Genomic DNA, 23697 nt, shown 5'->3' with positions numbered 1-23697 from the left:
GTCGCGACGCACGCGACCCAGCGCTTGAACGGGGTGCGACTGTAGTGATGGCTGTCCCGGACGCGAGCGTCATGAAACCCGACGCGTGGGACCTGGATTTCCTCACGTTCCTTCCACTCGCGACGTTGAACGAGAACGGCGAACTCGAGGGCCGGCTGGCCCGGAACTGGGAACATTCGCAGGACTGGAAGGAGCTGACTTTCCACTTGCGCACAGACGTCAGATGGGACGACGGCAAACCCGTCACCGCCCGGGACGTCAAGTTCACGCTGGATCTGCTCGCACATCCAGCCGTCGCGGAGTACACCGGACTCAACGCGACGATCGTCGACGACTCAACGGTGCGCATCCGGGCGGCGAAACCGTACTACATCGACGACCTCGTCTACTACCCTGAGCACCTACTGGCGTCACTCGACCCGCGCAAGTTCTGGGAGTGGGACTTCTGGACGCACCCGGTGGGGAACGGACCCTTTCGGTTCGTCCGCTACCTGCCCGAGAGACTGATCGAGTTCGAGGCGAATTCTGGCTATTACAAAACGAAGCCGCGAATTCAGCGCGTGATCCTGAAGTTCGTTGGCGAGGCGGGCCTGACTGAGCTGTTGAGCGGGAACGTGGACATGGCGCGGGGGGAGCCAGGTCAGATTCCGCGCATCGCGAGCGATCCGCGCTTCCGCATCTATAATAGTGTGGGCCTGGGCGCCTCCCCCATCTACTGGAAGGCCGATCATCCGCTCTTTCGAGATCCTCGCGTGCGGCGGGCTCTCGCTCTTGCGATTGATCGCCTCGAGCTGGTGCGCTTCATGAACCTCCCGTCCGATGCACCCATCACGGACGCGGTGCTTACGGGCAGGCAATTCCGCCGGAGCGAGTGGCCGAAGCCGCTTCCATACGACACAGCGCAGGCGCGGACCCTGCTCGGCGCTGCGGGTTGGGGTGACCATGACGGTGATGGCATCCTGGACAAGGACGGACGCCCTTTCCGCTTTAGTGCCAGCGTAGGAAGCGAACGTGGCCTCCCGCAACTGGCCGTGTACGTCCAGGCGCAGTTGCGACGCGTTGGGGTTGAGATGGAAATTCGGCTATTCGATTCGTCAGTGATGTGGCAGAAGCTACGCGCAGGTGATTTCGAGGCGTGGATGTATATCCAGCAATCAGGCGCATTGCGCAGAGATTTCGGGAGAAACAACCCGCTCGGGTACGCGAACGTTCAGGCATTCGAGCTGCTCGACCGTCTCCAGCAGACGGCTAATCCGGACGAGGAGGACCGGATTTATCGGGAGATCTCGGAAATGTTCCGAGCTGATCCTCCAATGGTTCGACTGATCCCAGCCTCGAGACCCTGGTTCGTCCACCGGCGAGTCCACGGTTTGAGCACGCCGTTTCACGCCGCGCCCGACACGTACATGGAGGATCTGTGGGTGGAGAAATGAAAAGAAACCACGTGCGCCTGGTGGCCGGCTCGGCACAGCACCTTCGTTCAAATGCGGAGCATCCATGAGCGAGACCATGGTGCGGAATGCTGGGGGCGAGCCACATGAATCAGGCGGTGCCAATCGCACGACTGACTCGCTGGGGCTGGTGAGCTTCCTCGATGTGCACCAGTGTCTCTCACCCTCTTACACTAACTCTCGATGAACGCCGTATGCCGAATCCTCCGCGCCGCGCTTGCCGGGACTCTGCTCATCACGGGTTGCAGGGGGAGCGACCGCCAGGATCAGAACCCCGGCACTCTGACAGTCCTGTATCCGGTAGACGAGCGGAGCTGGGCGTTCTACGTCCCGGCGCAATTTCTCGTTTTCCTGCCGCTCACCGAGCGCGGGCAGGATGGGAGGATGCACGGCTGGCTCGCCCGGTCGTGGGAGCACTCGGCTGATTGGCGCACGTGGACGGTGCGCCTGCGTAGCGATGCCCGCTGGCACGATGGCCGTCAGGTAACCGCCGCCGACGCCAAGTTCTCGCTCGAGCTCCTGGCCAACCCGGAAATCGGCGCCGAGGCCCCCAACGCATATTCGGTCCGCGTGCTCGATGATACCACGTTCGTCGTGACATTCCGGCAGCAGCCTAGCGAATACTGGATGTACTACGATCCTATGTATCCCAAGCACCTGCTCGAGAAGCTCGATCCGGGCAAGTACTACGAGTGGGATTTCTGGACAAATCCGATCGGGAACGGACCCTACCGCTACGTTCGTCACTTGCCGAAGACGATGATCGAGTTCGAAGCGAACCCGGACTATATCCGCGGAAAACCGAAAATCGGGCGGCTGGTTCTCAAGTTCGGTGAGCCGGTGGTCACTGAACTTCTCAGCGGAAACGTTGACGCGATCCCGTGGATTCAGGAGGCAGACCTGCTGAAGCTTCGGGGAGACGAGCGGTTTCGTGTATATACATCCGTGAAGCCGGATCACATCCGGGCGGTGATCTGGAATCATCGCAATCCCCTCTTTTCCGAGCGCGGGGTACGGCATGCGTTGACACTGGCGGTTGACCGTCGCGCGTTGCTTCAGACGCTCAACCTTCCCGACGCGGTCCCGACGTTCGACGTGCTCTTCACACACGAGCAGTTCTACCGCGGCGAGTTTCTCGCGGGCCTGCCGTCCGATCGCCAGCGCGCGAACGCGCTCCTCGACAGCGTTGGTTGGCGCGACAGTAATGGCGATGGTGTGCGCGACCGCAACGGGCGGGCGTTCAGGTTCACCGCGATAGTTCAGCCGGATCAGAGCTTCGCGCGCGCGGCCGTCTTCATTCAGTCGCAGCTGAAAGAGGTGGGTGTCCACATGGAAATCACCACACTCGATGCGCATGCTGCTGCGGCGCGCGTCAAGAACGGAGCTTTCGATGCGGCTGTCTGGGTCGTCAACAACTCCACTGCGGGAGATGGCGGTCACCGCGACTACTTCGGATCCAGTTCGCGCATCGGGTATCGCAACGCGCAGGCGGCTGCCCTGCTCGAATCAGCTTCTGTGGCATTCAATCCTGCCCAAGTCGACAGCTTCTATCGCAAGCTCATGCCAATATTCCAGGCGGAGCTGCCCGTCACGTTTTTATATCCGCTGGTGCGAACGACTCTAGTGCACCGCCGTGTGCGCGGGCTGAGCAGCCCGTATCGTGACGACCCACTCTGGTACGCGGGGGAGCTCTGGCTCGACGGCGGGCGTTCAGGCAAGGACGAGAAATGAAGAGACGCCCGTTGTCCCGGAGGGCTGACGGGCAACTCCGTGGCGTCAGGAACGGAACCCTCACCGCATTGCTTCTAGCCACGCTCGCTGCCGGCGCATGGGCGTGCCAGAGCGAAAGCCGTTCAACTGCCGCTCGTAAATCGACACTGACGATTCTCTACGACGGTTGCGAGCGCTGCTGGGGCGACGTGAACCGTTTCATGCTGTTCTCGCCGCTCGTTGCCGAGGAGGGCCCGCTACACGGTGGACAGCCACGGCCGGCACTCGCGGAACGGTGGGAGCATTCGCCTGACTACCGCGAGTGGACAATCCACCTTCGGAGCGGCGTGCGTTGGGATGACGGGCAGCCTCTCACCGCGCACGACATCAAGTTTGACGTGGACCTGTGGCGGCGTCCCGACGTCGCGCATCCCGGGGGTGCCGGGATCGATTCACTCGTAGTGATCGATAGTCTCACTTACCGCGTGTTTTACAGTCGACCGAGCGCAGAGCCGCTCAACGGGTGGGATGTGTTTTATCCGAAGCACAAGCTCGAGACGCTCGATCCAAAGAGTTACTTCAACTGGGACTTCTGGTCTCATCCGGTGGGCAGTGGTCCATTTCGATACGTGCGCCACGTTTCGGCCACGCTTCTCGAAGTCGAGGCGAATCCACTGTTTTTCGGAGACAAACCGAAGATTGACCGGGTTGTTCTCAAATTCGGTCCGCCGTCCGTCGCTGATCTGCTGTCGGGGCAAGTGGATGCCGTGCATGACATCGCGCAGTCAATGGTTCCGAAGCTGAAAGGCGACTCGCGCTTCCGTGTTTACTACCAATGGATTCCGTACGCTCGCGTGCAACTCTTCTGGAACGAGGGCAACCCGCTGTTCCGCGATGTTGCCGTACGCCGGGCACTGACGATGGCCATTGACCGAAAAGTGCTGCACCAGGTTCTGGACCTCCCCGCCGACATCCCGCTTACGGACGGGCTGTTCACGGCGCGCCAGTTCGAGCGCGGGGAGCTGATGCCGGCTGTCCCGTATGATTCCGCTGGCGCTGCCGCGCTGTTGCGCGCTGATGGGTGGCGTTCCCGATCGGCCGGGGGGCCCCTCGAACGGAATGGGCGCCCGTTCCGCTTCGGGCTAATCGTGCCGAATGGTGCCTGGCTTGGAGAGCCGTCGAAGTCGGCTGTGTTCATCCAGGACCAACTTCGGCGGATCGGCGTATTGATGGACATTCAGCCACTTGACCCGACTCTCGTCAACGAGCGCCTGCTCGCAGGCAAGTTCGACGCCGCGATCTACATGAGTAACGGTTCACCCGCTCGTGACGCTGCACTCTTCGGTGAGAAATCCCCGCTCGGGTACCACAACGCTGAAATGATCCAGCTGCTGGACTCCTCGCGGCAAATCGCTGACCCGGACGCGCTGGATGCGATCTATGCACGAATGAGTGTGGTGTTTCACGCGGACCTTCCGGCAATGTTCCTTTACCCCAAAATCTCGACTCACGTCGCGCATCGGCGGGTACGGGGTCTCAGCGGTCCGTATCACGCGGATCCAATCTGGTTCGCGAAGGATTTATGGCTTGACGACGAGGGACGGCCTGCCCCTAAGAGGAAGCCATGATCTTCATGCGCCGCATCGCATCCGTCCGTTGGAAGGCTGGCCTGTGCGTTTGCTTCGTTGCGCTTGCATGTATCGACTACAGCCGAGGCGACCGAAAACCTGACGATCGCTCCACTCTCACCGCGCTTTACGACGAGGGTTGGGGAGGCTGGCCGCGGTCCACCGTCTTTCTTCAGATGGCGCTTCCCGATGAGAGCGGAAAAATTCAGGGCCGGCTGGCGAAGAGCTGGGAGCACTCGCCCGACTATGCCACCTGGACGTACCACCTTCGCACCAACGTGCGGTGGCACGACGGAATGCCCGTCACCGCTCACGATGTCAAGTACACCATGGACCTGCTCAGTCACCCCGCTGTTCTCAAAAGAGCGCCAGGGTCTTACTCGACAGCTGTCCCCGACGACAGCACGTTCGTCATCACGTACAACAAAGGCTTTTCCCCTACGTCCCCGGAAATGTTTGCCTACTATTTCCCGAAGCATCTGCTGGAAAATCTCGATCCGACGAAGTTCAACAGCTGGGACTTCTGGACGCGGCCGGTGGGCAATGGCGCGTACCGCTACGTTCGGCATGTGCCCCGGACCTTCATGGAGTTCGAGGCCAACCCTGACTACGTCTTCGGGAGGCCGAAGATCGATCGATTGATCCTCAAGTTCGGTCCCCCGTCCGTGACGGAGCTCTTGAGCGGCAACGTGGATGCAGTGAGTCGCTTCCGCAAATCCGACGTGATTGCAATCAGGAATGACCCCCGCTTTCGCGTGTATTACGAGGTCTGGGATGACATCCTGGCTCTGCAGGTCATCTTCTGGAATCAGCGGAACCCTCTCTTCGCGGACCCCCGTGTGCGCCGCGCGTTGACGCTTGCGATCAATCGCCGCGAGCTCCTTCGAGTGCTCACCATGTGGGAACATCTCCCCACCGTCGATGTCGTCTATACCGAACGTCAATACTGGCAGCGTGAGGTACCCAAGCCGCTGCCGTACGATCGGGAATTGGCAGGCAGGCTCCTCGACCAGGCTGGCTGGCGAGACCTCGATGGCGATGGAGTTCGCGAGCGAGACGGTCGCCAGTTCAGGTTTTCGCTGATGGTCGATTCCGAGTGGCAAGCGGCAGCGGTTTACGTTCAGGCCCAGCTCCGTCAGGTGGGCATACGGATGGACATCACCATAGTGGAAGGCCGAGCCGCGGGCGTCCGGCTGAGAGCCGGGGATTTCGACGCCGCACTCGGCCTTCTCTGGTCCGAAATCCCCGAACTCGTCCGCTTCTTCGGGGAGGACTCTCCGCTTGGCTATCGCAATGAACGCGTCATAAAGCTGCTTGCAGCAGCGCAGAAAACGCGGAACCCCGATGAAATGGACGAGATCTTTCGTGGCTTGATGTCGGAGTTTGGCGAAGATCTGCCTTTCACCTCGCTCGTGTTGAGCGTGGAGACGTACGTCGTACATCGGCGGGTGAAGGGCATGAGCAGTCCGTTCAGGGCCAATCCCCTGTGGTCTCTGGAGCACTTATGGATCGAGAATGAGCGCTGAATGAGACTCACCAGGAGCAGGCCATGATCTTTGTACACCGCATTGCATCGGCTTCTTGGAGGGTGGGCGTGTGCAGCATACCAAGCCGAATTCCGCTGTAACACCTTAAAGGAGGCCGTTCGTGGTGGGACCAAACGCAAAAATATTTGTCATTCTGGTCGTTGGCTCGATCAACAACCCTCCATTGGTTGGTGCTCAGGAGACAAAGCAATCAGAGCGGGAGGCGATGTACCACCGCTACCTTGAGTTTCCCTCTCACGTGAAGGGCGGCTCGATCACGCCGCACTGGATGGAAGATGGCTCGAGCTTCTGGTACGCCGAAGGACTGCCGGCCAACACCCTCATCTGGAAAGTTGACCCCGGGGCCAACACCAGGACGCCCTTGTTCGACACTGCGCGATTACGACAGTCACTCACGCCGCTGATAGGACGCGAACCGCCTTACCAGGGACTTCCGTTTGCGGAGTTCACTTTTCTCGACGGCGAGAAAGCGGTCAAGTTTACGGTGGAAAACAAGGAGTTCATCCTCCATCTCGATACCTACAAGATTATCCGCGCCCCCACGTTGTCCGGAGAACAGAAAATCCAGCTTGTGCCTCAGGCTGCAGAGGTGCCGTCTCCCGATGGGCACTGGTTTGCTGGTATCAAGGATTACAACCTGTGGCTGCGCTCCACCGATAACGGCCGGAGGGTGCAGCTTACCAGCGATGGTGTCAAAGATTATGAATGGATGGTCCGGGGCCGATCCGCAGCCCATTGGTCCCCGGACGGCTCGAAGCTGGCCGTCACAAAAGTGGACTACCGCAAGGTGCCCAAAATTCCAATCGTCCACTATCTCAATCCGGCTGAAGAAGTGGAGTGGATTACCTGGCCCCGGATGGCTGGTAAGCCGAAGGAGCAGCTAGAGCTCTTCATCATTGATATCGCCTCCAAGCGGAAGGTCCGCGTTGACGCTGGCGGGGACCCGGGTCAGAACATTTCCCTCCTCGCGTGGTCGAGCAACAGTTCGGAGCTGCTGTTCTTACGCAATCCTCCCTACGCCAGAGACGACCTTGGCGTCTTGAAGATGGAGCTGATGGCCGCCAATGCCGCAACCGGCTCCACCAGGATTGTTCTCACCCATGATGAAGCGTTTGTCTTGCGACAAACACCTTTCACCACATTGCTTGAGGATGGAGCGGGATTCATCTGGCTGTCGCAGCGATCGGGGTGGAAGCACCTCTATCTGTACGACATGAACGGGACGCTTATCCGACAACTGACGAAAGGCGAATTCCCCGTGGTACGGGTCGTCTCTGTGGACCAGAAAGCGGGTTGGATCTACTTCGTTGCCCACGGTGATCGGCAGCGGCCCTACGACACCCACCTCTACCGGGTGAATATGGAGGGCCAGGGTTTCACACGGCTCACCGAGGCGCCCGGCCAGCATGACCTCCAAATCTTCGGGCGCTTCCTGCACAGGGTCCAGTTTGCACCCTCAAAGCAGTTCTTCCTCGACACGCACTCGACCACAGCGCGACCGCCGGCAGTCGAGCTGAGGCGCGCCGATGGCGCTCTGCTGCAAACCCTTTCCAAGGCCAACATCGACGGCCTGAAGGATCTGAAGTGGAGCCCGCCGGAGGAGTTCGTGGTCAAGGCAGCTGACGGGAGCACCGATCTATATGGGGTGCTCTACAAGCCTTATGACTTTGATCCGAATAAAAAGTATCCGGTCATCGAGCATATCTATGGCGGTCTGAGCATCGTGCCGCGCACATTTGCCGATATTTCGGAGCGAGAAGGTGGCGGTGTGTGGTCCCAAGCGATGGCTCAGTTGGGTTTCATCACGTTGATCGTCGACGGACGGGGGCCCTTCATCGGAGGAGCACGAGGAAGGGAATTCGAGAGCGTGACCTACGGCACGTGGGGTCGCTATGAGATCCCAGACCACGTGGCCACGCTCAAGCAGTTGGCCGAAAAGCGGCCCTACATGGACCTGACCCGGGTGGGAATCCAGGGCAACTCACTGGGAGGCTACTACGCCATCCGCGCCATGTTGCAAGCTCCCGATGTCTATCACGTTGGCATTGGTGTAGCTCCGATCACCGACCTGTATGAGCATCCAAACCACGGGCAGCTAGGCCCCCCGGAGACCAATAAAGAAGCCTATGCGTACGCTTCTAATCTTTTATTGGCGGGCAACCTCAGAGGCAAGCTGCTGCTGATGCACGGCACCAGCGACGTCGAGGTTCCTTTCTCTCACACGATGAGGATGGTTGACGCGCTTAACCGGGCGGGTAAGCGTTACGACCTGATCGTCCTGCCTAAGTGGGGCCACTGGGTTCCAGGCAATATGCTGGAGGACTACAGGCTGGAAGCCTATCGCAGTTATTTCCAGGAGCACCTGAAACCGTAAGAGTAATTCCGATAAGCGAGCTTGGTAGCCCGCGATGGAACGACCGGGTCGGCGCTCACCAACTCGGGTGCAGATCGGGCTGGTTATGAAGGGTGATCCGCCGCGAGTTAGAGGGATCGTCTAAACGAAGCACGTGGAGTGTCGGCATTCCGCCGCGAATTGCGGAGAACGCGATGCGCGTTCCGTCTGGCGACCTCGCGGGGTGCATGTCCACTACCCTCCGCCCGAGCCGGGTTGCGTTATGCGCCTGACGTTGGTACCGTCGGCGTTCATGAGATAGAGCGTCCAGCCCTCATCTTTGTCGCGGTCGGCTAACGCGGCTTCGTGCGTGGACATGAAGGTTGCCTCCGACGAGTAGTGACGGCCATGTTTCCGACGCTCGTGCTGTATGTGTGAAGCGGACGCGGCCTATCGCAGGCAATCGCCATCCCACTTGGAGATCTGTCTTCCATTTGTGCGGACGGTCTCCAATACACTACGTCACGAGACTTCGTGGGTCTATAGGAGGTACGGTCACTCGGTTGCTAAGGCGCGTCCAATATCGCGGCGGGGCATCGTCAGGGCTGGCTTCTCCGCCACGCGCAGTAAGAATCTTTTGTGAGCGCGGCCTCGCAACCGGCATGCATTATTGTAGACGCCTCCGCGGGAGAAGTTAAATCGGTCATCAACGGATGATGATAATCACGTCATTGCGCGAAACCCGGCAGCGTCCGCTCGCCGCGGTCGCGCCTGCCGCCTTGGGCCTGCTCCTCCTCGCCGGCTGCGGATCACCCGGTGAGCGGCGGGCTGCGCCATCGACTCTCACTGTCCTCTTGCCGGGCGACGAGAGTAGCATCTGGAGCTACCCGTCGCGGTTCCTCCTTTTCCTCCCGCTTGTGGCCCGGAACGAGAAGGGAAAGCTGGAGAGTCGCCTGGCTCGGAGCTGGGAGCACTCGCCGGACTACAGGAGCTGGACCGTTCATCTCCGGACAGGCGTCCGATGGCACGACGGGGTTCCGGTCACGGCCCACGACGTCGCGTTCACCATGGAGCTCCATCGCCGCACCGAGCTGAGGGGATCGCGGGTCTACTCGGTCGTGGTCCTGGACGACAGCACCTACACGATCACCTACCACCAGCGGGGGCCGGGCAGCCCGCTGGACGACTGGATGGCGTACCTCCCGAAGCATCTCCTGGAGGGGCTCGATCCGGACGAGTTCGTCAGCTGGGAATTCTGGAAGCGGCCGGTTGGCAACGGCCCATATCGCTTCGTCCGCCGGGTGCCGAACACGGCAATGGTTTTCGAGGTGAACCCCGAGTACTACGGCGCGCGCCCTAGAATAGATCGGGTGGTCGTCAAGGTCGCGGCGGAGCCGTCAATCACGGAACTCCTCAGCGGCAACGTGGACGCCGTCACCTACATGAGCCCTGGCAGCCTCCTCCAGCTGGGGGGCGACGCCCGGTTCCGGGCGTATTCTCACCACTCCGGCATGGGGGTGTTCACCGCTGTCTATTGGAACCATCGGCATTCGGCATTCCGCGACTCGCGGGTTCGACGGGCGCTTACCCTGGCCATCGATCGCCGGGAAGTGCTCCGAGCCGCGAGCCAGCCTGAGGGAACCCCTCTCTTCGACGTGATCTTCACGCAGCGGCAGTTGGACCGAGGCGAGGTCCCGGCGCCCCTGCCCCACGATCCCGCGCAGGCGGCCCGGCTCCTCGAGGAAGCCGGGTGGCGCGACCGCGACGGCGACGGGATCCGCGACCGGGACGGTCGGCCCTTCCGTTTCAGTCTCCTCATGATGACGGGGGGTTGGACGGCGGGGACTTCCCGGGGCCAGGCGGCCCTCCTGGTCCAGTCGCAGCTCCGTCGTGCAGGGATTCGAATGGAGATCCTCAGCATGGACATGCTGGCGGGGCGGGATCGGTGGCAACGGGGTGACTTCGATGCCGCGATCGTGACGAGCGTCACCGGCGAGAACGGAAACGCGAGGGTCTTCGGAAAAGGCTCTCTGCTTGGCTATGCGAATCCGAAAGTGGCTGAGCTTCTCGAGCGTGCAGCGGCGAGCATGAACCCCGCGGAGCGGGACAGCATCTACCGGGAGGTGTGGCCGATCTTCCAGGCTGAGATTCCCATGACAGCGCTCTATCCGGCGCTGTGGACGAGCATAGTGCACCGCCGCGTCCGCGGCCTGAGCTCCCCGTATCGGGCCGATCCCCTCTGGTACGCCGAGCAGCTGTGGCTGGAGGACAGCAGCCCGCGATGAGCATGCAGGGGATTGTGGGCACAGGCACCACGTGAAACGATTCACGCGATGTCATCGGCTCGCGCGCCATCCGACCACGACGTGGAAACATTTCGTTGGGCGGAGATGAGATTACCTCCGCTCGCCAAAACAGTCGTGATCGCCCTCGCGGTAGCCGCGTGCGGCGGAGCCGAACACTCTCCACCCGCGCGCGTTTCGACGGTTACCGTGGCCTACTGCTGCGGCCGCGACGCGCTCAGCCCGATGGCGGATGCCTCGGCTCGCTACCTGGTATTCCTATCGCTGACCGAATTGGATTCGGCAGGCGAACGACAGCCGCGACTGGCGCGCACCTGGGAGCACTCGGCGGACCATCGCCAGTCCACCTATCACCTGCGTACCGATTTGCGTTGGCAGGACGGCGTGCCGGTCACCGCGCACGATGTCAAGTTCACGCTCGACCTGCTGAGCAATCCCGACGTTGGCTATTTCCCCCCGGCCACGGTCGAGTCCACCACGCCCGATGATTCCACCGTAACAATCCGGGCGCCGAACGGATTCCATGAAGACTGGTGGCTCGTGATCTATCCGAAGCACATCGTCGAGCGGCTCGATCCGAAGAAATTCTATCACTGGGACTTCTGGACGAATCCGGTGGGGAATGGACCATATAAACTCGTCCGCTACATACCCGAAACACTGATGGAATTCGAGGCCAGTCCCCCGTATCCTCTCACGACGCCGAAGATCCGGCGCGTTGTGCTCAAGTTCGCGCAGGACGCGGCGCTGACTGAGCTTCTGAGCGGGGGCGTGGACGCTGTCGCCGGGTCGAACCCCGCCCAGATCGCGATGCTCGCCCGGGACCCGCGATTCCGGATCTACCACTCGGAAGCTCCAACGGTGGTCCGCGCGCTTTACTGGAAGAACGATCACCCTCTCTTCAGTGACCGGCGCGTGCGTCGTGCCCTGACGATGGCCATTGACCGGCGCGTGCTGCTGTCCGCCCTCAATCTGCCGGTCACACTTCCCGTTGCGGATGGACCATACACGAGCGGGCAATTCCTGCGGCGCGATCTGCCGGCGCCGATGACCTACGATCCGGTGCACGCCCGCGCGCTGCTGGACTCGCTTGGCTGGCGTGTCAATGACGCCGACGGCGTCCGTGAGAGGAACGGCCGGCAATTCCGCTTCACCGCGCTTGTCCGGCAGGATCCGAGTTTCGCCGTGATTTCCGTGCTCATCCAGGAACAGCTTCGTCGAGTCGGCGTGCAGATGGAGCTGCAATCCATGGAGACGGAGATTCTCAGCAGCCGCGTGAAGGACGGCCGATTCCAAGCTGCCTTCATCCTGTCGCAACATCTGCCGGGGTGGCTCCGGACTTATTACGGGGCCGGCACGCCGGTCGGTTACCGCAACCCCGAGGTCGGTCGTCTCATTGATCGCGCGCTCGCGACCGCCGACCCTGATGTTCTAGACGCCGTATACCGCGAGTTGATGGCGATCTTCAGCGAGGATGCCCCCGTCACGTTTCTTTTTCCGCAGACGCAGAGCTACTTCGTCAACAAGCGAATCCATGGACTCGACGGGCGCTATTTGCCGGATCCGGTACAGCACATGGAGCATCTTTGGGTGGCGGATCGGAGCGACCAATGACGAAGGATGTCGCCCAGTACAGCCAGATCGACCGGCGCCAATTTGTGGAGGTCTGCGTGGGTTCTTTGGCCCTCGCTGCGGTAGGCTGCGGCCGAGGTAAGAATCGTGGCGATTTCCGCAGCTCGACGCTAATCATCGCGTACCATGGTGGCGCCGACGTCCTCAAGCCGGACATGACCAACGCCGAGCGTCTCGTCTTTCTGCCATTGATGGTCTGGAATTCACGCGGCGAACTGGAGGGTCGGCTGGCGCACCGGTGGGAGCATTCCGCTGATTACCGTGAGTGGACGTACCACCTGCGCACCGACGTGCGCTGGCACGATGGGGTCCCGGTCACCGCGCACGACGTCGCGTTCAGTCTGAGTCTGTTCAGCCATCCCGATGTCCTTATCCTTCCCGCGGACGCCGTGGAATCGGTGGCCGTGCATGACGACTCGACGCTGACGGTGCGCTCAAGGCGTGGCTCTCGCCTCTACAACGTGAGTGTGGTCTACTACCCGAAACACCGGTTGCAGCATCTCGACCGTTCAACGCTCACCCAATGGGACTTCTGGACCAATCCCGTCGGTAACGGTCCCTACCGCTTGGTGCGCTATGTCCCGGAGACGATGATGGAGTTCGAAGTGAACCCCGACTACTACCGGAGGAAGCCGAAGATCGAACGGGTGGTGCTCAAATTTGCCGGGGACAATCCGCCGCTGACGGAGCTGTTGAGCGGCAGTGTTGATGTCATCCCTGAAGCCAACGCCGCTCAGCTTCCCAAGCTGGCCAAGGATCCGCGCTTTCGCGTATACCAGAACCTCACCGACGCCGCATCGTGGGCCCTCTTCTGGAACGCCGACAATCCCCTCTTCCGCGACGTTCGCGTGCGGCGAGCCCTGACGCTGGCGATCGACCGAGACGATCTCCGGCAAGTCGTCAACTTCGGGCCGGAGATTCCCATAGTCGATGGCCCCTTTCCGCCGCAGCGGCTTCGCCGCGGCGACGTGCCCGAGCCGCTGCCGTACGATCCTGAACAGGCACGCAGTCTTCTAAATGAAGCCGGCTGGCTCGACCGCGATGGCGATGGCATGCGCGAGCGTGAGGGTCGAGTGTTCCGCTTCACGGCTCTCGCAATCGGCATGTCTCCCGTGCGGGAAATGGCGATCTACGTGCAGGATCGGCTTCGCCGGATAGGCGTCGACATGAGCATCCAGCGAATGGAGAACGCGACCGTGCGCGCGCTGGTGAAGAGCGGGCGATTCGAGGCCGCGTTCAGCTTTCTCGAACACGGCGCGGCCTGGCTCAGGCAGCATTTCGGCCCGCCATTTCCGATCGGTTACAGGAACAGCGAGCTCGTTGGATTGCTCGATCAGGTGAGCGCCACAGCCGCCCCGGACGTCGAGGACCGCGCATTTCGGAGGATCGCGGAGATCTTCCGCACCGATGTCCCTGCGACGTTTTTGTTTCTCGGCAACCGGACCATCGTGGCACACAAGCGCCTCCGCGGATTGATCCGTCCGTGGGGAGCCGATCCGCTCGTGCACATGGAGGAGCTGTGGCTCGAGGATGAGAGCCAACAATGAGCGTGCAGAAGTTAGCCTTGCTAAGATCGATCGATCGCCGCGAATTCATGCAGCTCAGCGTCGGTTCGCTGGCTTACGCTACGGTCGGCTGCCGCCGTGGTGGTGACCCGGCCTACGCGCGCGGCTCTACGCTGATCATGGCGGTCTCCAGCGTCAACGACATCAAGCCCGATGTTAGTGACCTTGATTTTCTCGTGTTTCTCCCGCTAGCCAAGTGGGACGAAAGAGGAGAGCTGGAGCCGTGGCTCGCTCGGAGCTGGGAACATTCCCCCGACTACCGCGATTGGACCTATCACCTGCGGACCGACGTCCGCTGGCATGACGGAACACCAGTCACCGCCCACGATGTCAAGTTTACCCTGGATCTCCTGAGCCATCCCGACGTGAACGAATACGTCTTCGATTCCGTGACGGTTCTTGACGACTTCACCGTCAAGATTCGGGGGAATCCCGAATACCGCGACGATATCGTCTTCTATCCGAAACATCTGCTGGAGCACCTCGACCCCAAAAACTTTTCGCAGTGGGACTTCTGGACGCGCCCCGTGGGGAACGGGCCATTCCGCTTCGCCCGCCATGTTCCGGAGGTGATGATCGAGTTCGACGCGAATCCAGCCTACTATCGAGGCGAACCCAAGATCGCTCGGGTGGCGCTCAAGTTCGTGGGCAAGGCCGGGTTCACCGAGCTTCTGAGCGGCAATGCTGACATCGTGCGTGGCGATCTGGCGCAGATTCCTCGAGTGGCAAGAGATCCCCGCTTTCGCGTGTATCACCAGATCTACGCCGGCGCCAAAGCCATCTATTGGAAGTGCGACCATGCTCTCTTTCGTGACGTCGCAGTGCGGCGCGCTCTCACTCTCGCAATCAACAGGCGAGAGCTGCTTCGAATCTTGAACCTGCCCGCCGATCTCCCCATTGCTGACGGGGTCATCACGGGCCGCCAACTCTCACGCCGACAGTTTCCCGAGGCGCTGCCGTACGATCCGGAGAAAGGTCGGGCGCTGCTCGAAGCAGCCGGCTGGCAGAATCGCGGTGGCGGTGCGGTGCGAGAGCGGGACGGGCGGCCGTTCCGATTCACCGCGATCGTGCACGACGGCGACGGATTCAATCAGATGGCCGTCTACGTCCAGGCCATGTTGAGCAGGGTGGGCATCCGCATGGACTTGCAGGTTCTCGATGAGGGTCTGATGTGGAAGAGACTGGGCGGCGGAGACTTCGAGGCCGCGTTCATGTGGCAACATTGGGGTGCGGACGAAGCCCGGACGAGATATCTCGGAAGAGACAATCCTACCGGCTATCGGAACCCGGAAGCCATCAGGCTGATTGACCAGGCGGTGACTGCGGGCGACCCGGACGAGCTGGATCGGATCTACCGCGCGCTGGCGGAGATCCTTCGAGCCGACCTGCCTCTCACGCGCCTGGTTCCTACAACCCTCACAACCTTCGCCCACCGGCGGGTTCGCGGGCTCAGTACGCCGTTTCATGCTAAACCGGATAAGTACATGGAAGATCTGTGGCTGGAGAAATGAGGGTTGGAAGCTCCTCTCTCCTCCTAGCGGCCCATCCGTAGCGTTCGCCACGGACGGCACTACATATAGGTTCGTTGAGAGGCACGTTGTCCGATCAGGAGAACGCATGTCTGAAATCGATATCATCCCTTACGTTCAAACGCGGAGCATCAATGAGAGAGACCATCTCCCGTCGCGAGTTCCTCCTGGCCGGCGCCGCCGTACCCGTCCTCGGCGCAAGGATCGCCGGGTCCCCGACGTTCCCGGCGCCCGCCATCATCATCCCGAAGGGCTCGCGGCCCTGCGTGGTTGCCTCGGACAACGGCATTCGCGGCGTCAAGGTCGCCTACGACATGCTGATGAAAGGCGCCGACACGCTCGACGCGATCATTGCCGGCGTGAACATTCAGGAGCTCGACCCGGAAGATCAGTCTGTCGGACTCGGCGGACTGCCCAACGAGGAGGGAGTCGTACAGCTCGACGCTTCGTGCATGCACGGCCCCACAAGGCGAGCCGGCGCCGTCGGCGCGCTCGAGGGGATTGCCACGCCATCGCTCGTCGCCAGGGCCGTGATGGAGTACACGGACCACATGCTCCTCGTGGGCAAGGACGCTAGGCGTTTCGCGCTCTCCATGGGCTTCAAGGAGCAGAACCTCCTCACCGACAAGTCGAAGGCGGAGTGGCTGAAATGGAAGGCAACGCGCGCCAAGAGCGGGGATGGGTGGATCAACGACAAGGCGCGCGAGAACTGGCTCCGCTGGAATGCAGCGCAGAAGAAACGGACGGACGAGGAGGACCAGCCATTGAACGCGGCACTTTGGTCGGACAAGATCGCGTGGACGCATGGCACGATCAACATGAACGCGGTCGCGGCCAATGGTGACCTCAGCTCTTGCACGTCGACGAGTGGTCGCTCGTGGAAGATCCCCGGTCGCGTCGGCGATTCGCCCATCATCGGCGCGGGTCAGTACTGCGACAACGATGTTGGCGCGGCGGGCTCGACCGGGCGCGGTGAGGCGAACATGAAGGTTTGCGGCGCGTTCCTTACTGTAGAGGGAATGCGGCGCGGCCTCTCGCCCACCGATGCGTGCCTGGAAACGCTGCGGCGCGTGGTGGCGACTACGGAGCCGCGGCTGCTCAATCAACGGGGGCGGCCGAAATTCGGCCTCGCCTTCTACGCGGTGAACAAGCGCGGCGAGTTCGGCGGAGCGATCCTGTCGGACAACTATCCCTTTGTGAGCTACGCTGTGGCGGACGCCAGTGGCGCCAGGCTTGTCGAGCTGGCGGCTTTCTATGATGGGACGGCTGAGTTGAACGATGCGCTGGTCAGGCGGCGGGAGATCAAGCTTGACCCGGCTACGCTGGACCGGTTCGTCGGCGAATACGCGGTGCCTGTCCCGATCGTGATCACGAAAGAGAATGGGTCGCTCTGGGCTCAACCGGCCGGGAACCGGCGGGCGCAGCTCTTTGCCGAGGCACCGACAGAATTCTTTCTGAAAATCGCGGACATGCAGTTGTCGTTCGTCGTTAACCCCGCCGGGACGGTGACCGGCCTGGTAGTGCACCTGAGCGGACTTGACCAGACGGGGCGAAAGTATCGGTATGACTGGACGGGGCGAAAAGTGCGGTAGCGGCAGATCCCGCGCCCGGACTGTCCTCTTCCGCGTTCGCATATTGGAAAAACGGTTGATAGAACCACTGCACTGATGGTCCTACCGACCGACGGCGGTCAACCCCTTGAACTACTTCGAGTGCAAGATCCGGCCACTGTTGGTGTGCCGGCCTGGACACCTGACTCGCGCCACATCATTTATGCCCGCACCGTCGCCGGGGAAAATGGGATGTTCGAGTTTTGGCGCATCTCTGCCGACGGCGGAGAGCCGCAGAACCTGGGGCTGAAGATGGAAGCACTGGTGCCGTATGGCCTGAGTGTTGATCCCGACGGCACGCGCATCGCCTTCACGGCAGGGACGGAGGCCCGCAGCGAAGTCTGGGTGCTGAAGGACTTCCTGCCCGCCGTTAAGCAGGGAAACAGTAGGAGGGAAAGATGAAGCGAGCTTTGTTTCTCATGATGTTGTCGTGCCTTGCGATCGTTCCTCCCTTGGGTGGTACTCAGGAGGCACGGCAAGCAGACCGGAGACAGAAGAAAATCGTCTTTGACTCAGAGCGGGATGGACACGAAGAGGTCTACGTCATGGACCCTGACAGTTCCCACCAGCAGCGGCTCACGCACACATCGGGCAAGGGTGGAGCCAGTTGGGTTCCTGCCTGGTCGCCGGATAGAAAGAGAATTGCCTTCGCCTCCAATCGAGAGGGGAACCTGGAGGTTTACGAGATGGATGCGGATGGCTCCAATGTGCAGCGACGCACGCACACGCCAGGTAAGGAGAGCGAAAATCCCGCGTGGTCGCCGGATGGAAAGAGGATCGCCTTTGCATCCAACCGGGACGGGAACATGGAGATCTACGTAATGGATACCGACGGCTCGAATGTGCACCGGCTCACGCACACGAAGGGTAGCGGTAAGAGCAACGAGAATCCGGATTGGTCGCCCGACGGAAAGAGGATCGTTTTTGACTCCAGCCGGGACGGAAAACAGGAAATTTATGTCATGGACGGTGACGGATCCAATGTCAAGCGGCTCACCTATACACCGGGCAAGAGCCTCGGCAGTGAGCATCCCGCTTGGTCGCCGGATGGAAAGAGGATCGCCTTCGACTCAAGCTGGGACCGAACCTCGAAAAACTGGCTCAGGGCCGCAGAGATTTACGTGATGAATGCCGACGGGTCCAATGTAGACAGGCTCTCGAACGCAACGGCTATGGGCAGAAGTAGCTTGACTCCCGTTTGGTCGCCAGATGGAAAGAAGATCGCCTTTGGCTCCAACCGGGACGGGAAAGCGAAGAAGCCGAGAGACAACTTCGAAATGTACGTGATGGATGCCGACGGCTCGAATGTGCGACGGCTCACCTTCAATCAAGCATGGGATGGGCACCCCTATTGGTGACCACAGGTCGTCCTTTGAAAGGTGATTGGGGAGAGGAGGCAAAAATGCATAGCCCAAAAGGAACAATGGTTGTCTTTCTTGTCGCCAGTCTTGCGGTCATCGCTCCGCTGGTTCGTGCGCAGGAGGCGAAGCAATCTGAGCGGGAGGCTGATGCCTTCGTTGCATGGGCTGCAAAGAACGCCATCCCGGTCACGACGACTGAACCTGGAAAGGGCTTCAAGGACCTGCAGCCGATCAAAAAGATGATCGGGAAGGCGCGGGTGGTTGCGCTCGGGGAAAGCCTGCACGGAGTACACGAGTTCTACCAGGTCAGGCATCGCCTGCTCGAATTTCTTGTCGAGGAGATGGGGTTTACGGCCTTTGCCATGGAAACGGGATTTGCCGAAGCGGTCAAAATCAACGATTACGTGCTCGGTCGCGTCGATGAGCCCGAACGCTGGCAGCATAACTGGTTCACCTGGGGGTTCGGGAATGAACAGGAGCTGCTGGCGCTCGTCCGGTGGATGCGGCGTTACAACGAGAACCCGCAGCACACCCGCAAGCTCCATTTTTACGGGATTGATGTCGCGGTTAGTTACAGCAGCCCGTTGGCGGCAATCGAAGGGGCGTTGACCTACCTGGATAAGGTCGACCCTGACTATGCGGCTTTTGCCAGGCGCCAGAGCGTACTGCCGCTTGTGGGAAGATTTCTGGGCTCGGGAGGCGGGGACCAGGCACGGGGTGTATCCCTGAAAAAATACAAGAAGCTTGCGGTTGAGGAACGGAACGCATACACGGCGGCAATTGCCGATCTGGTGTCGCGGTTTGAAGCCCGGCGAGTTGACTACATCCGCCGGTCGTCTGAGGATGAGTATGAGTGGGCTTACCACTACGCCATCGCGGCCAGACAACTTGATACCGCCTACAGGGGCGCCGCCACTGAAGAGAAACCTGACGACGCGAACGGTTATGACTTAGAGCGCGACAGGGCGATGGCTGACAATGTTCTCTGGGTTTTACAGCGCGAAGGCCCCAGTGGTCGTATTGTGGTGTGGGCCCACAACAGTCACATCATGAAGGTCCTGCAATGGGGGGAACGGGCGCGTCTCGGGCTATTTCTTGATTCGATGCTGGGAGGTGACTACGTCAACATTGGGTTCACCTTTTACCGAGGCGTACAATCATCCGGCTGGGAGGAACCCTACCGGGCTCCGATTGTTGAACCTTCGAAAAGGGGGAGTCTGGATGGCGAGCTCGCCCAGATTGGGTTGCCGATGTTCTTCCTTGATCTACGCACCGTACCGAAAGCAGGGCCGGTGTACGAATGGCTGAACCAGGTGAGGGAAATGCGGTGGCAACGGGAATATCAGCCACTAAATCCGATTCAAGCATGGGATGCGATATTCTACATTCACTCCATAAGACCGGCGCAAGAAAAATAGAGCAAGGCTACTTCATCTACGCCCTCTCGTTGCGCCGCTGCTCCGATTCCCTCGACGTGTTCCTTACACAGTTCCCAAGCGTCACGCGGGAGCATGCGATCGCTGTCCTGGAAGTGGCGAAGCGAGCGTTAGTCGCTCACGCGACCGCCGCGTAAGTCACGCGCCGGTCGTGCGCGTGGTCCTCGATGCCAACCTGCCAGTTGCCTTCGGCGCCTTTCTGGTCGGCCATAATGTGGAGAGCGTCCATCAGCGTGGGTGGTCTGATCTGAACGGTGAATTACTCGATGCATGCCAGCGGGAGTTCGACGCGTTCCTGACGCTTGACCAGAGCCTACGCCATCAGCAGAACCTAAGGGGCCGACCCATCGCGATTCTCGTGCTGGACGCGCGGAGCAATCGAATGCAGGATCTCGAGACACTCGTGCAGGCCGTCATCGCGGCGCTGCCAAGCCCGCTACCGGGCGAAGTAACGCTCGTGAACGTCTAATTGGCGTTGAACTCAATCCGCCTGGGGGTGAAACTCACGTTAGGAGTGACGCGGATCGGGACGCCGTTCTGGCGGCTGGCGGCAACCCTCGTTCTCTCCCTTGGTCCCATCGCCTGCGGTCGCCCAGACGATCCTGCCTACGACCGCGGCTCCACCGTGGTCATGGCCGTGTCGGACGTTCGGGAAGTCCTGCCTGACGCCGGACCGGACCTCGACTTCCTCTTCTTCCTCCGCCTTGCGACGTGGGACGAGCGAGGTGAGCTCCAAGGGCGGCTGGCCCGGAGCTGGGAGCACTCCGCGGACCACAAGGAGTACACATTCCACTTGCGTACCGATGTGCGCTGGCAGGACGGCGTCCCCACTACCGCCCACGACGTGAAGTTCACGCTGGATCTCCTCGGCCACCCCGACGTCGCCGAGTACCCCGGGATCAAGGCCACCGTCGTGGACGACTCCACGGTGACGATTCGAGCGTCCAGCCTCTACTACCTGGGCGACATCGTCTACTATCCGAAACACCTCTTGGAGGGGCTGGACCCGAAGCGGTTCTGGGAGTGGGAGTTCTGGCGTCAGCCGGTGGGGAACGGCCCATACCGTTTCGTGCGCTACATGCCGCCGACGCTGATGGAGTTCGCGGCCAACCCGGACTACTACCGGGGGAAGCCCCGGATCGAGCGGGTGATCCTCAAGTTCGTTGGCGAGGCGGGTCTGACCGAGTTGCTGACCGGGCAGGTGGACATGGCGCAGGTCGAGCCCAGTCAGACTCCGCGCATCGCGAACGATTCGCGCTTCCGCATTTATCGGAGAGGGCTGGGTCATCACGCCTCCGCCATCTATTGGAAGGCCAACCATCCGCTCTTTCAGGACCCCCGCGTCCGCCGCGCGCTCACACACGCCCTGGACCGTCGCGAGATGCTCGGCGTCATGAACCTCCCGGCCGACTTGCCCATCACAGACGCGGTTCTTACGTCCAGGCAGTTCCGCCGGCGCGAGTGGAGCGAACCGCTGCCGTACGACACGGCTTTCGCGCGGACGCTTCTCGCCGCTGCGGGTTGGGTGGACCGCAACGGCGACGGAATCCTCGACAAGGACGGACGCCCGTTCCGCTTTACCGCGAGCGTAGGAACTGTATTGGGCCGCGAAAAGCTGGCGGTGCACGTCCAGGCCCAGTTGCGGCGCGTCGGCGTTCAGATGGATATCCAGATGTTCGATAATCCGGTTATGTGGGACAAGCTGCGAGGCGGCGATTTCGTGGCGTGGATGCATTCTCACTCTCCACAGTCATTGGACACAGATTTCGGGAGAGGCAACCCGCTCGGGTACGCGAACGTTGAGGCGTTCAAGCTGCTCGAAGGTTTGGAGCGGACGGCTGATCCGGACGAGGAGGACCGGATTTACCGCAAGGTGTCGGAAATATTTCGGGCGGACCCTCCGATGGTTCGACTGATCCCGGTTTCGATCGCCTGGTTCGTCCACCGGCGAATCCGCGGTTTGAGCGCTTCGCATCATTACTACCCCGCCGCGTACATGGAGGATCTTTGGATCGAGAAATGAGCCGCGGTGCACTGGTCGCTGCCGCCGCGCTCGTCGCGTTGACGACGCTCATCGGCGCTTGTGCGACAAAAGATCGCGCGGACGAGACCGGTTCAACGCTGCGCATCGCCTACTTCACTGAAGACGCCATGAACCCGTCGTGGGACATGCACGGAAAATTCCTGGTGTTCCTGCCTCTGGTGACGCTCGACTCGCTCGGCGACCCGCGCCCGCGGCTGGCACGCTCGTGGCAGCACACGCCCGATTGGCGCACGTGGACGGTTCAGCTGCGCAACGATGTGCGCTGGCACGACGGTGTGCGCGTGACGGCGCAGGATGTCGCATTCACCCTGGAGCTGATGCGACATCCCGACGTTGGGAAGGCGCCGCCCGACGCGTATCGCGTTGAAGTGCTCAACGACAGCACATATCGCATCACCACCCGTGGTGGCCGCGTCGGAACTCCGCTCGACGACTGGACGGTTTATTACCCGAAGCATCTGCTCGAGCGGCTCCCTCCAGCGGATTTCTACAAATGGCAGTTCTGGCGCGAGCCAGTGGGCAATGGACCGTACCGATTTTCCCGACGCGTCGCCGGCCAGATGATGGAATTCGAGGCCAATCCAGACTTCTTCGCGGGCCGGCCGCGCATCGCCCGCGTGATGCTGCGGTTCGGCGTAGGAGAGGAGCAACCGGTGCCCGAGTTGCTCGCGGGCAACGTTGATGTGCTACCGTATTTCAGCTCGATGCGACTTCCGGAAATCGCGCGCGACTCGCGCTTCGTCACTTACCGAGCCGAGGGCTCGAGCTATAACAGGGGAATCATCTGGAACCAGCGCACTCCGCTCTTCGCACCCGCGGTGATACGCCGTGCGCTGACTCTCGCCATTGACAGGCGCGCATTGTACCGCGGTCTCAATGCGCCCGGCGAGCCGACAATCTTTGACGTGATTTACACTCCGCGCCAGTTCCGGCGCGGCGAGCTTCCGCCCCCGGTACCGTTCGATACCGCTGAGGCCGTGGCGTTGCTCGAGCGCGCCGGCTGGAAGGATACGGATGGAGACGGGATCCGCGACCGCGATGGCAGGCGCTTTCGTTTCGCGTTGCTTGCGACAAATGCCGAAGCGGGGGATAGAATCGCCGTTCTCCTCCAGGCACAGCTGCGTCGGCTAGGAATCCAGGCGGATTTGCGAGTCGTAGGTTTCAGCGTCCTCGACGAGCGTGTGCGTGACGGCGATTTCGAGGCCGCGATTTCGAGGCGGTTTCCGGGAGGTCAGGAGCGCGGACCGATTCGGTACTTTGGACCTCAATCGCCCATTGGCTATCACGCCCCTCAAGTAGTGGCGGCGCTCCAAGCCGCCGACACCACCGTCGATCCGGCGGCTGTAGACGCGTTGCATCGACGGACGTGGCCTGTGCTGAGCGCCGACCTTCCAATCACTTTCATCCCCTCGGGTGGCGTCGTGACGGTCGCGCACCGGCGTGTGCGCGGCATCGACCGCCATCACATAGATCCGGCGGGTAGCGCGGAGCTGCTCTGGATCGACAGGGACTAGTGGGGTGGGTGCCGACCCCCTATCGGGGGAACTTC

Annotated in this window: 17 protein-coding genes; 16 read left to right on the top strand and 1 reads right to left on the bottom strand. The window is 61.3% G+C overall.

Features of this window, described 5'->3' with window-relative positions:
* The first annotated feature begins 47 nt into the window (after positions 1-47).
* From VES88_09785 to VES88_09765, 5 genes are all read left to right on the top strand, one after another.
* A complete protein-coding gene (locus tag VES88_09785) occupies positions 48-1433 on the top strand; it encodes an ABC transporter substrate-binding protein (GenBank protein HYN81780.1) in 1386 nt (461 codons plus the stop codon).
* Positions 1434-1634: 201 nt separating this feature from the next.
* Positions 1635-3182, top strand: a complete 1548-nt coding sequence (locus VES88_09780) for an ABC transporter substrate-binding protein (GenBank protein ID HYN81779.1) — start codon at positions 1635-1637, stop codon at positions 3180-3182.
* Positions 3183-3193: 11 nt separating this feature from the next.
* A complete protein-coding gene (locus VES88_09775; GenBank protein HYN81778.1) occupies positions 3194-4789 on the top strand; it encodes an ABC transporter substrate-binding protein in 1596 nt (531 codons plus the stop codon).
* Complete coding sequence (locus VES88_09770; GenBank protein ID HYN81777.1) at positions 4786-6315, top strand: ABC transporter substrate-binding protein; 1530 nt, start codon at positions 4786-4788, stop codon at positions 6313-6315. The genes VES88_09775 and VES88_09770 overlap by 4 nt, the downstream gene beginning before the upstream one ends.
* 121 nt (positions 6316-6436) lie before the next feature.
* Positions 6437-8710: a DPP IV N-terminal domain-containing protein gene (locus tag VES88_09765; protein HYN81776.1), complete on the top strand. Its 2274-nt coding sequence runs from the start codon at positions 6437-6439 to the stop codon at positions 8708-8710.
* A 213-nt stretch (positions 8711-8923) separates the two neighbouring features.
* Here VES88_09765 and VES88_09760 read toward each other — a convergent pair whose 3' ends face one another.
* Positions 8924-9046, bottom strand: a complete 123-nt coding sequence (locus tag VES88_09760) for a hypothetical protein (GenBank protein HYN81775.1) — start codon at positions 9044-9046, stop codon at positions 8924-8926.
* Positions 9047-9381: 335 nt separating this feature from the next.
* Here VES88_09760 and VES88_09755 point away from each other — a divergent pair, with 335 nt between their 5' ends.
* The 11 genes from VES88_09755 (at position 9382) to VES88_09705 (ending at position 23662) form a co-directional block, all read left to right on the top strand.
* Positions 9382-10953, top strand: a complete 1572-nt coding sequence (locus VES88_09755) for an ABC transporter substrate-binding protein (protein HYN81774.1) — start codon at positions 9382-9384, stop codon at positions 10951-10953.
* Between the two features lie 105 nt (positions 10954-11058).
* Complete coding sequence (locus tag VES88_09750) at positions 11059-12585, top strand: ABC transporter substrate-binding protein (protein HYN81773.1); 1527 nt, start codon at positions 11059-11061, stop codon at positions 12583-12585.
* Entirely contained in the window at positions 12582-14150 is a 1569-nt protein-coding gene (locus VES88_09745; protein HYN81772.1) for an ABC transporter substrate-binding protein, read from the top strand. Before VES88_09750 ends, VES88_09745 begins: the two co-directional genes overlap by 4 nt.
* Complete coding sequence (locus tag VES88_09740; protein ID HYN81771.1) at positions 14147-15679, top strand: ABC transporter substrate-binding protein; 1533 nt, start codon at positions 14147-14149, stop codon at positions 15677-15679. The genes VES88_09745 and VES88_09740 overlap by 4 nt, the downstream gene beginning before the upstream one ends.
* Before the next feature lie 152 nt (positions 15680-15831).
* Positions 15832-17289, top strand: a complete 1458-nt coding sequence (locus VES88_09735) for an isoaspartyl peptidase/L-asparaginase (protein ID HYN81770.1) — start codon at positions 15832-15834, stop codon at positions 17287-17289.
* Positions 17290-17409: 120 nt separating this feature from the next.
* Positions 17410-17709, top strand: coding sequence for a hypothetical protein (locus tag VES88_09730; GenBank protein HYN81769.1), 300 nt, complete (start codon positions 17410-17412; stop codon positions 17707-17709).
* Positions 17706-18665 carry a hypothetical protein gene (locus VES88_09725; protein ID HYN81768.1) on the top strand — a complete coding sequence of 320 codons (960 nt, stop codon included), beginning with the start codon at positions 17706-17708 and terminating at the stop codon, positions 18663-18665. The genes VES88_09730 and VES88_09725 overlap by 4 nt, the downstream gene beginning before the upstream one ends.
* Positions 18666-18709: 44 nt before the next feature.
* Complete coding sequence (locus VES88_09720; protein ID HYN81767.1) at positions 18710-20086, top strand: erythromycin esterase family protein; 1377 nt, start codon at positions 18710-18712, stop codon at positions 20084-20086.
* 169 nt (positions 20087-20255) lie between these two features.
* A complete protein-coding gene (locus VES88_09715; GenBank protein ID HYN81766.1) occupies positions 20256-20573 on the top strand; it encodes a DUF5615 family PIN-like protein in 318 nt (105 codons plus the stop codon).
* A gap of 27 nt (positions 20574-20600) precedes the next feature.
* On the top strand, positions 20601-22127 hold the full coding sequence (locus tag VES88_09710; protein HYN81765.1) for an ABC transporter substrate-binding protein: 1527 nt from the start codon (positions 20601-20603) through the stop codon (positions 22125-22127).
* Positions 22124-23662: an ABC transporter substrate-binding protein gene (locus VES88_09705; protein ID HYN81764.1), complete on the top strand. Its 1539-nt coding sequence runs from the start codon at positions 22124-22126 to the stop codon at positions 23660-23662. The genes VES88_09710 and VES88_09705 overlap by 4 nt, the downstream gene beginning before the upstream one ends.
* The last annotated feature ends 35 nt before the right edge of the window (positions 23663-23697 follow it).

This window comes from Gemmatimonadaceae bacterium (assembly GCA_035633115.1).
Lineage (GTDB): Bacteria > Gemmatimonadota > Gemmatimonadetes > Gemmatimonadales > Gemmatimonadaceae > UBA4720.
Note: the sequence above shows the minus strand (reverse complement) of the source record. Positions and strands in the feature narration are given on the sequence as shown.

Excerpts from the sequence above, each read along its gene's own strand:
- VES88_09745 (HYN81772.1), top strand. The coding sequence starts at position 12,582 with ATGACGAAGGATGTCGCCCAGTACAGCCAGATCGACCGGCGCCAATTT.
- VES88_09785 (HYN81780.1), top strand. The coding sequence starts at position 48 with ATGGCTGTCCCGGACGCGAGCGTCATGAAACCCGACGCGTGGGACCTG.
- VES88_09720 (HYN81767.1), top strand. The coding sequence starts at position 18,710 with ATGCATAGCCCAAAAGGAACAATGGTTGTCTTTCTTGTCGCCAGTCTT.
- VES88_09760 (HYN81775.1), bottom strand. The coding sequence starts at position 9,046 with ATGTCCACGCACGAAGCCGCGTTAGCCGACCGCGACAAAGATGAGGGC.
- VES88_09755 (HYN81774.1), top strand. The coding sequence starts at position 9,382 with ATGATGATAATCACGTCATTGCGCGAAACCCGGCAGCGTCCGCTCGCC.
- VES88_09735 (HYN81770.1), top strand. The coding sequence starts at position 15,832 with ATGAGAGAGACCATCTCCCGTCGCGAGTTCCTCCTGGCCGGCGCCGCC.
- VES88_09750 (HYN81773.1), top strand. The coding sequence starts at position 11,059 with ATGAGATTACCTCCGCTCGCCAAAACAGTCGTGATCGCCCTCGCGGTA.
- VES88_09725 (HYN81768.1), top strand. The coding sequence starts at position 17,706 with ATGAAGCGAGCTTTGTTTCTCATGATGTTGTCGTGCCTTGCGATCGTT.
- VES88_09780 (HYN81779.1), top strand. The coding sequence starts at position 1,635 with ATGAACGCCGTATGCCGAATCCTCCGCGCCGCGCTTGCCGGGACTCTG.
- VES88_09770 (HYN81777.1), top strand. The coding sequence starts at position 4,786 with ATGATCTTCATGCGCCGCATCGCATCCGTCCGTTGGAAGGCTGGCCTG.
- VES88_09740 (HYN81771.1), top strand. The coding sequence starts at position 14,147 with ATGAGCGTGCAGAAGTTAGCCTTGCTAAGATCGATCGATCGCCGCGAA.
- VES88_09705 (HYN81764.1), top strand. The coding sequence starts at position 22,124 with ATGAGCCGCGGTGCACTGGTCGCTGCCGCCGCGCTCGTCGCGTTGACG.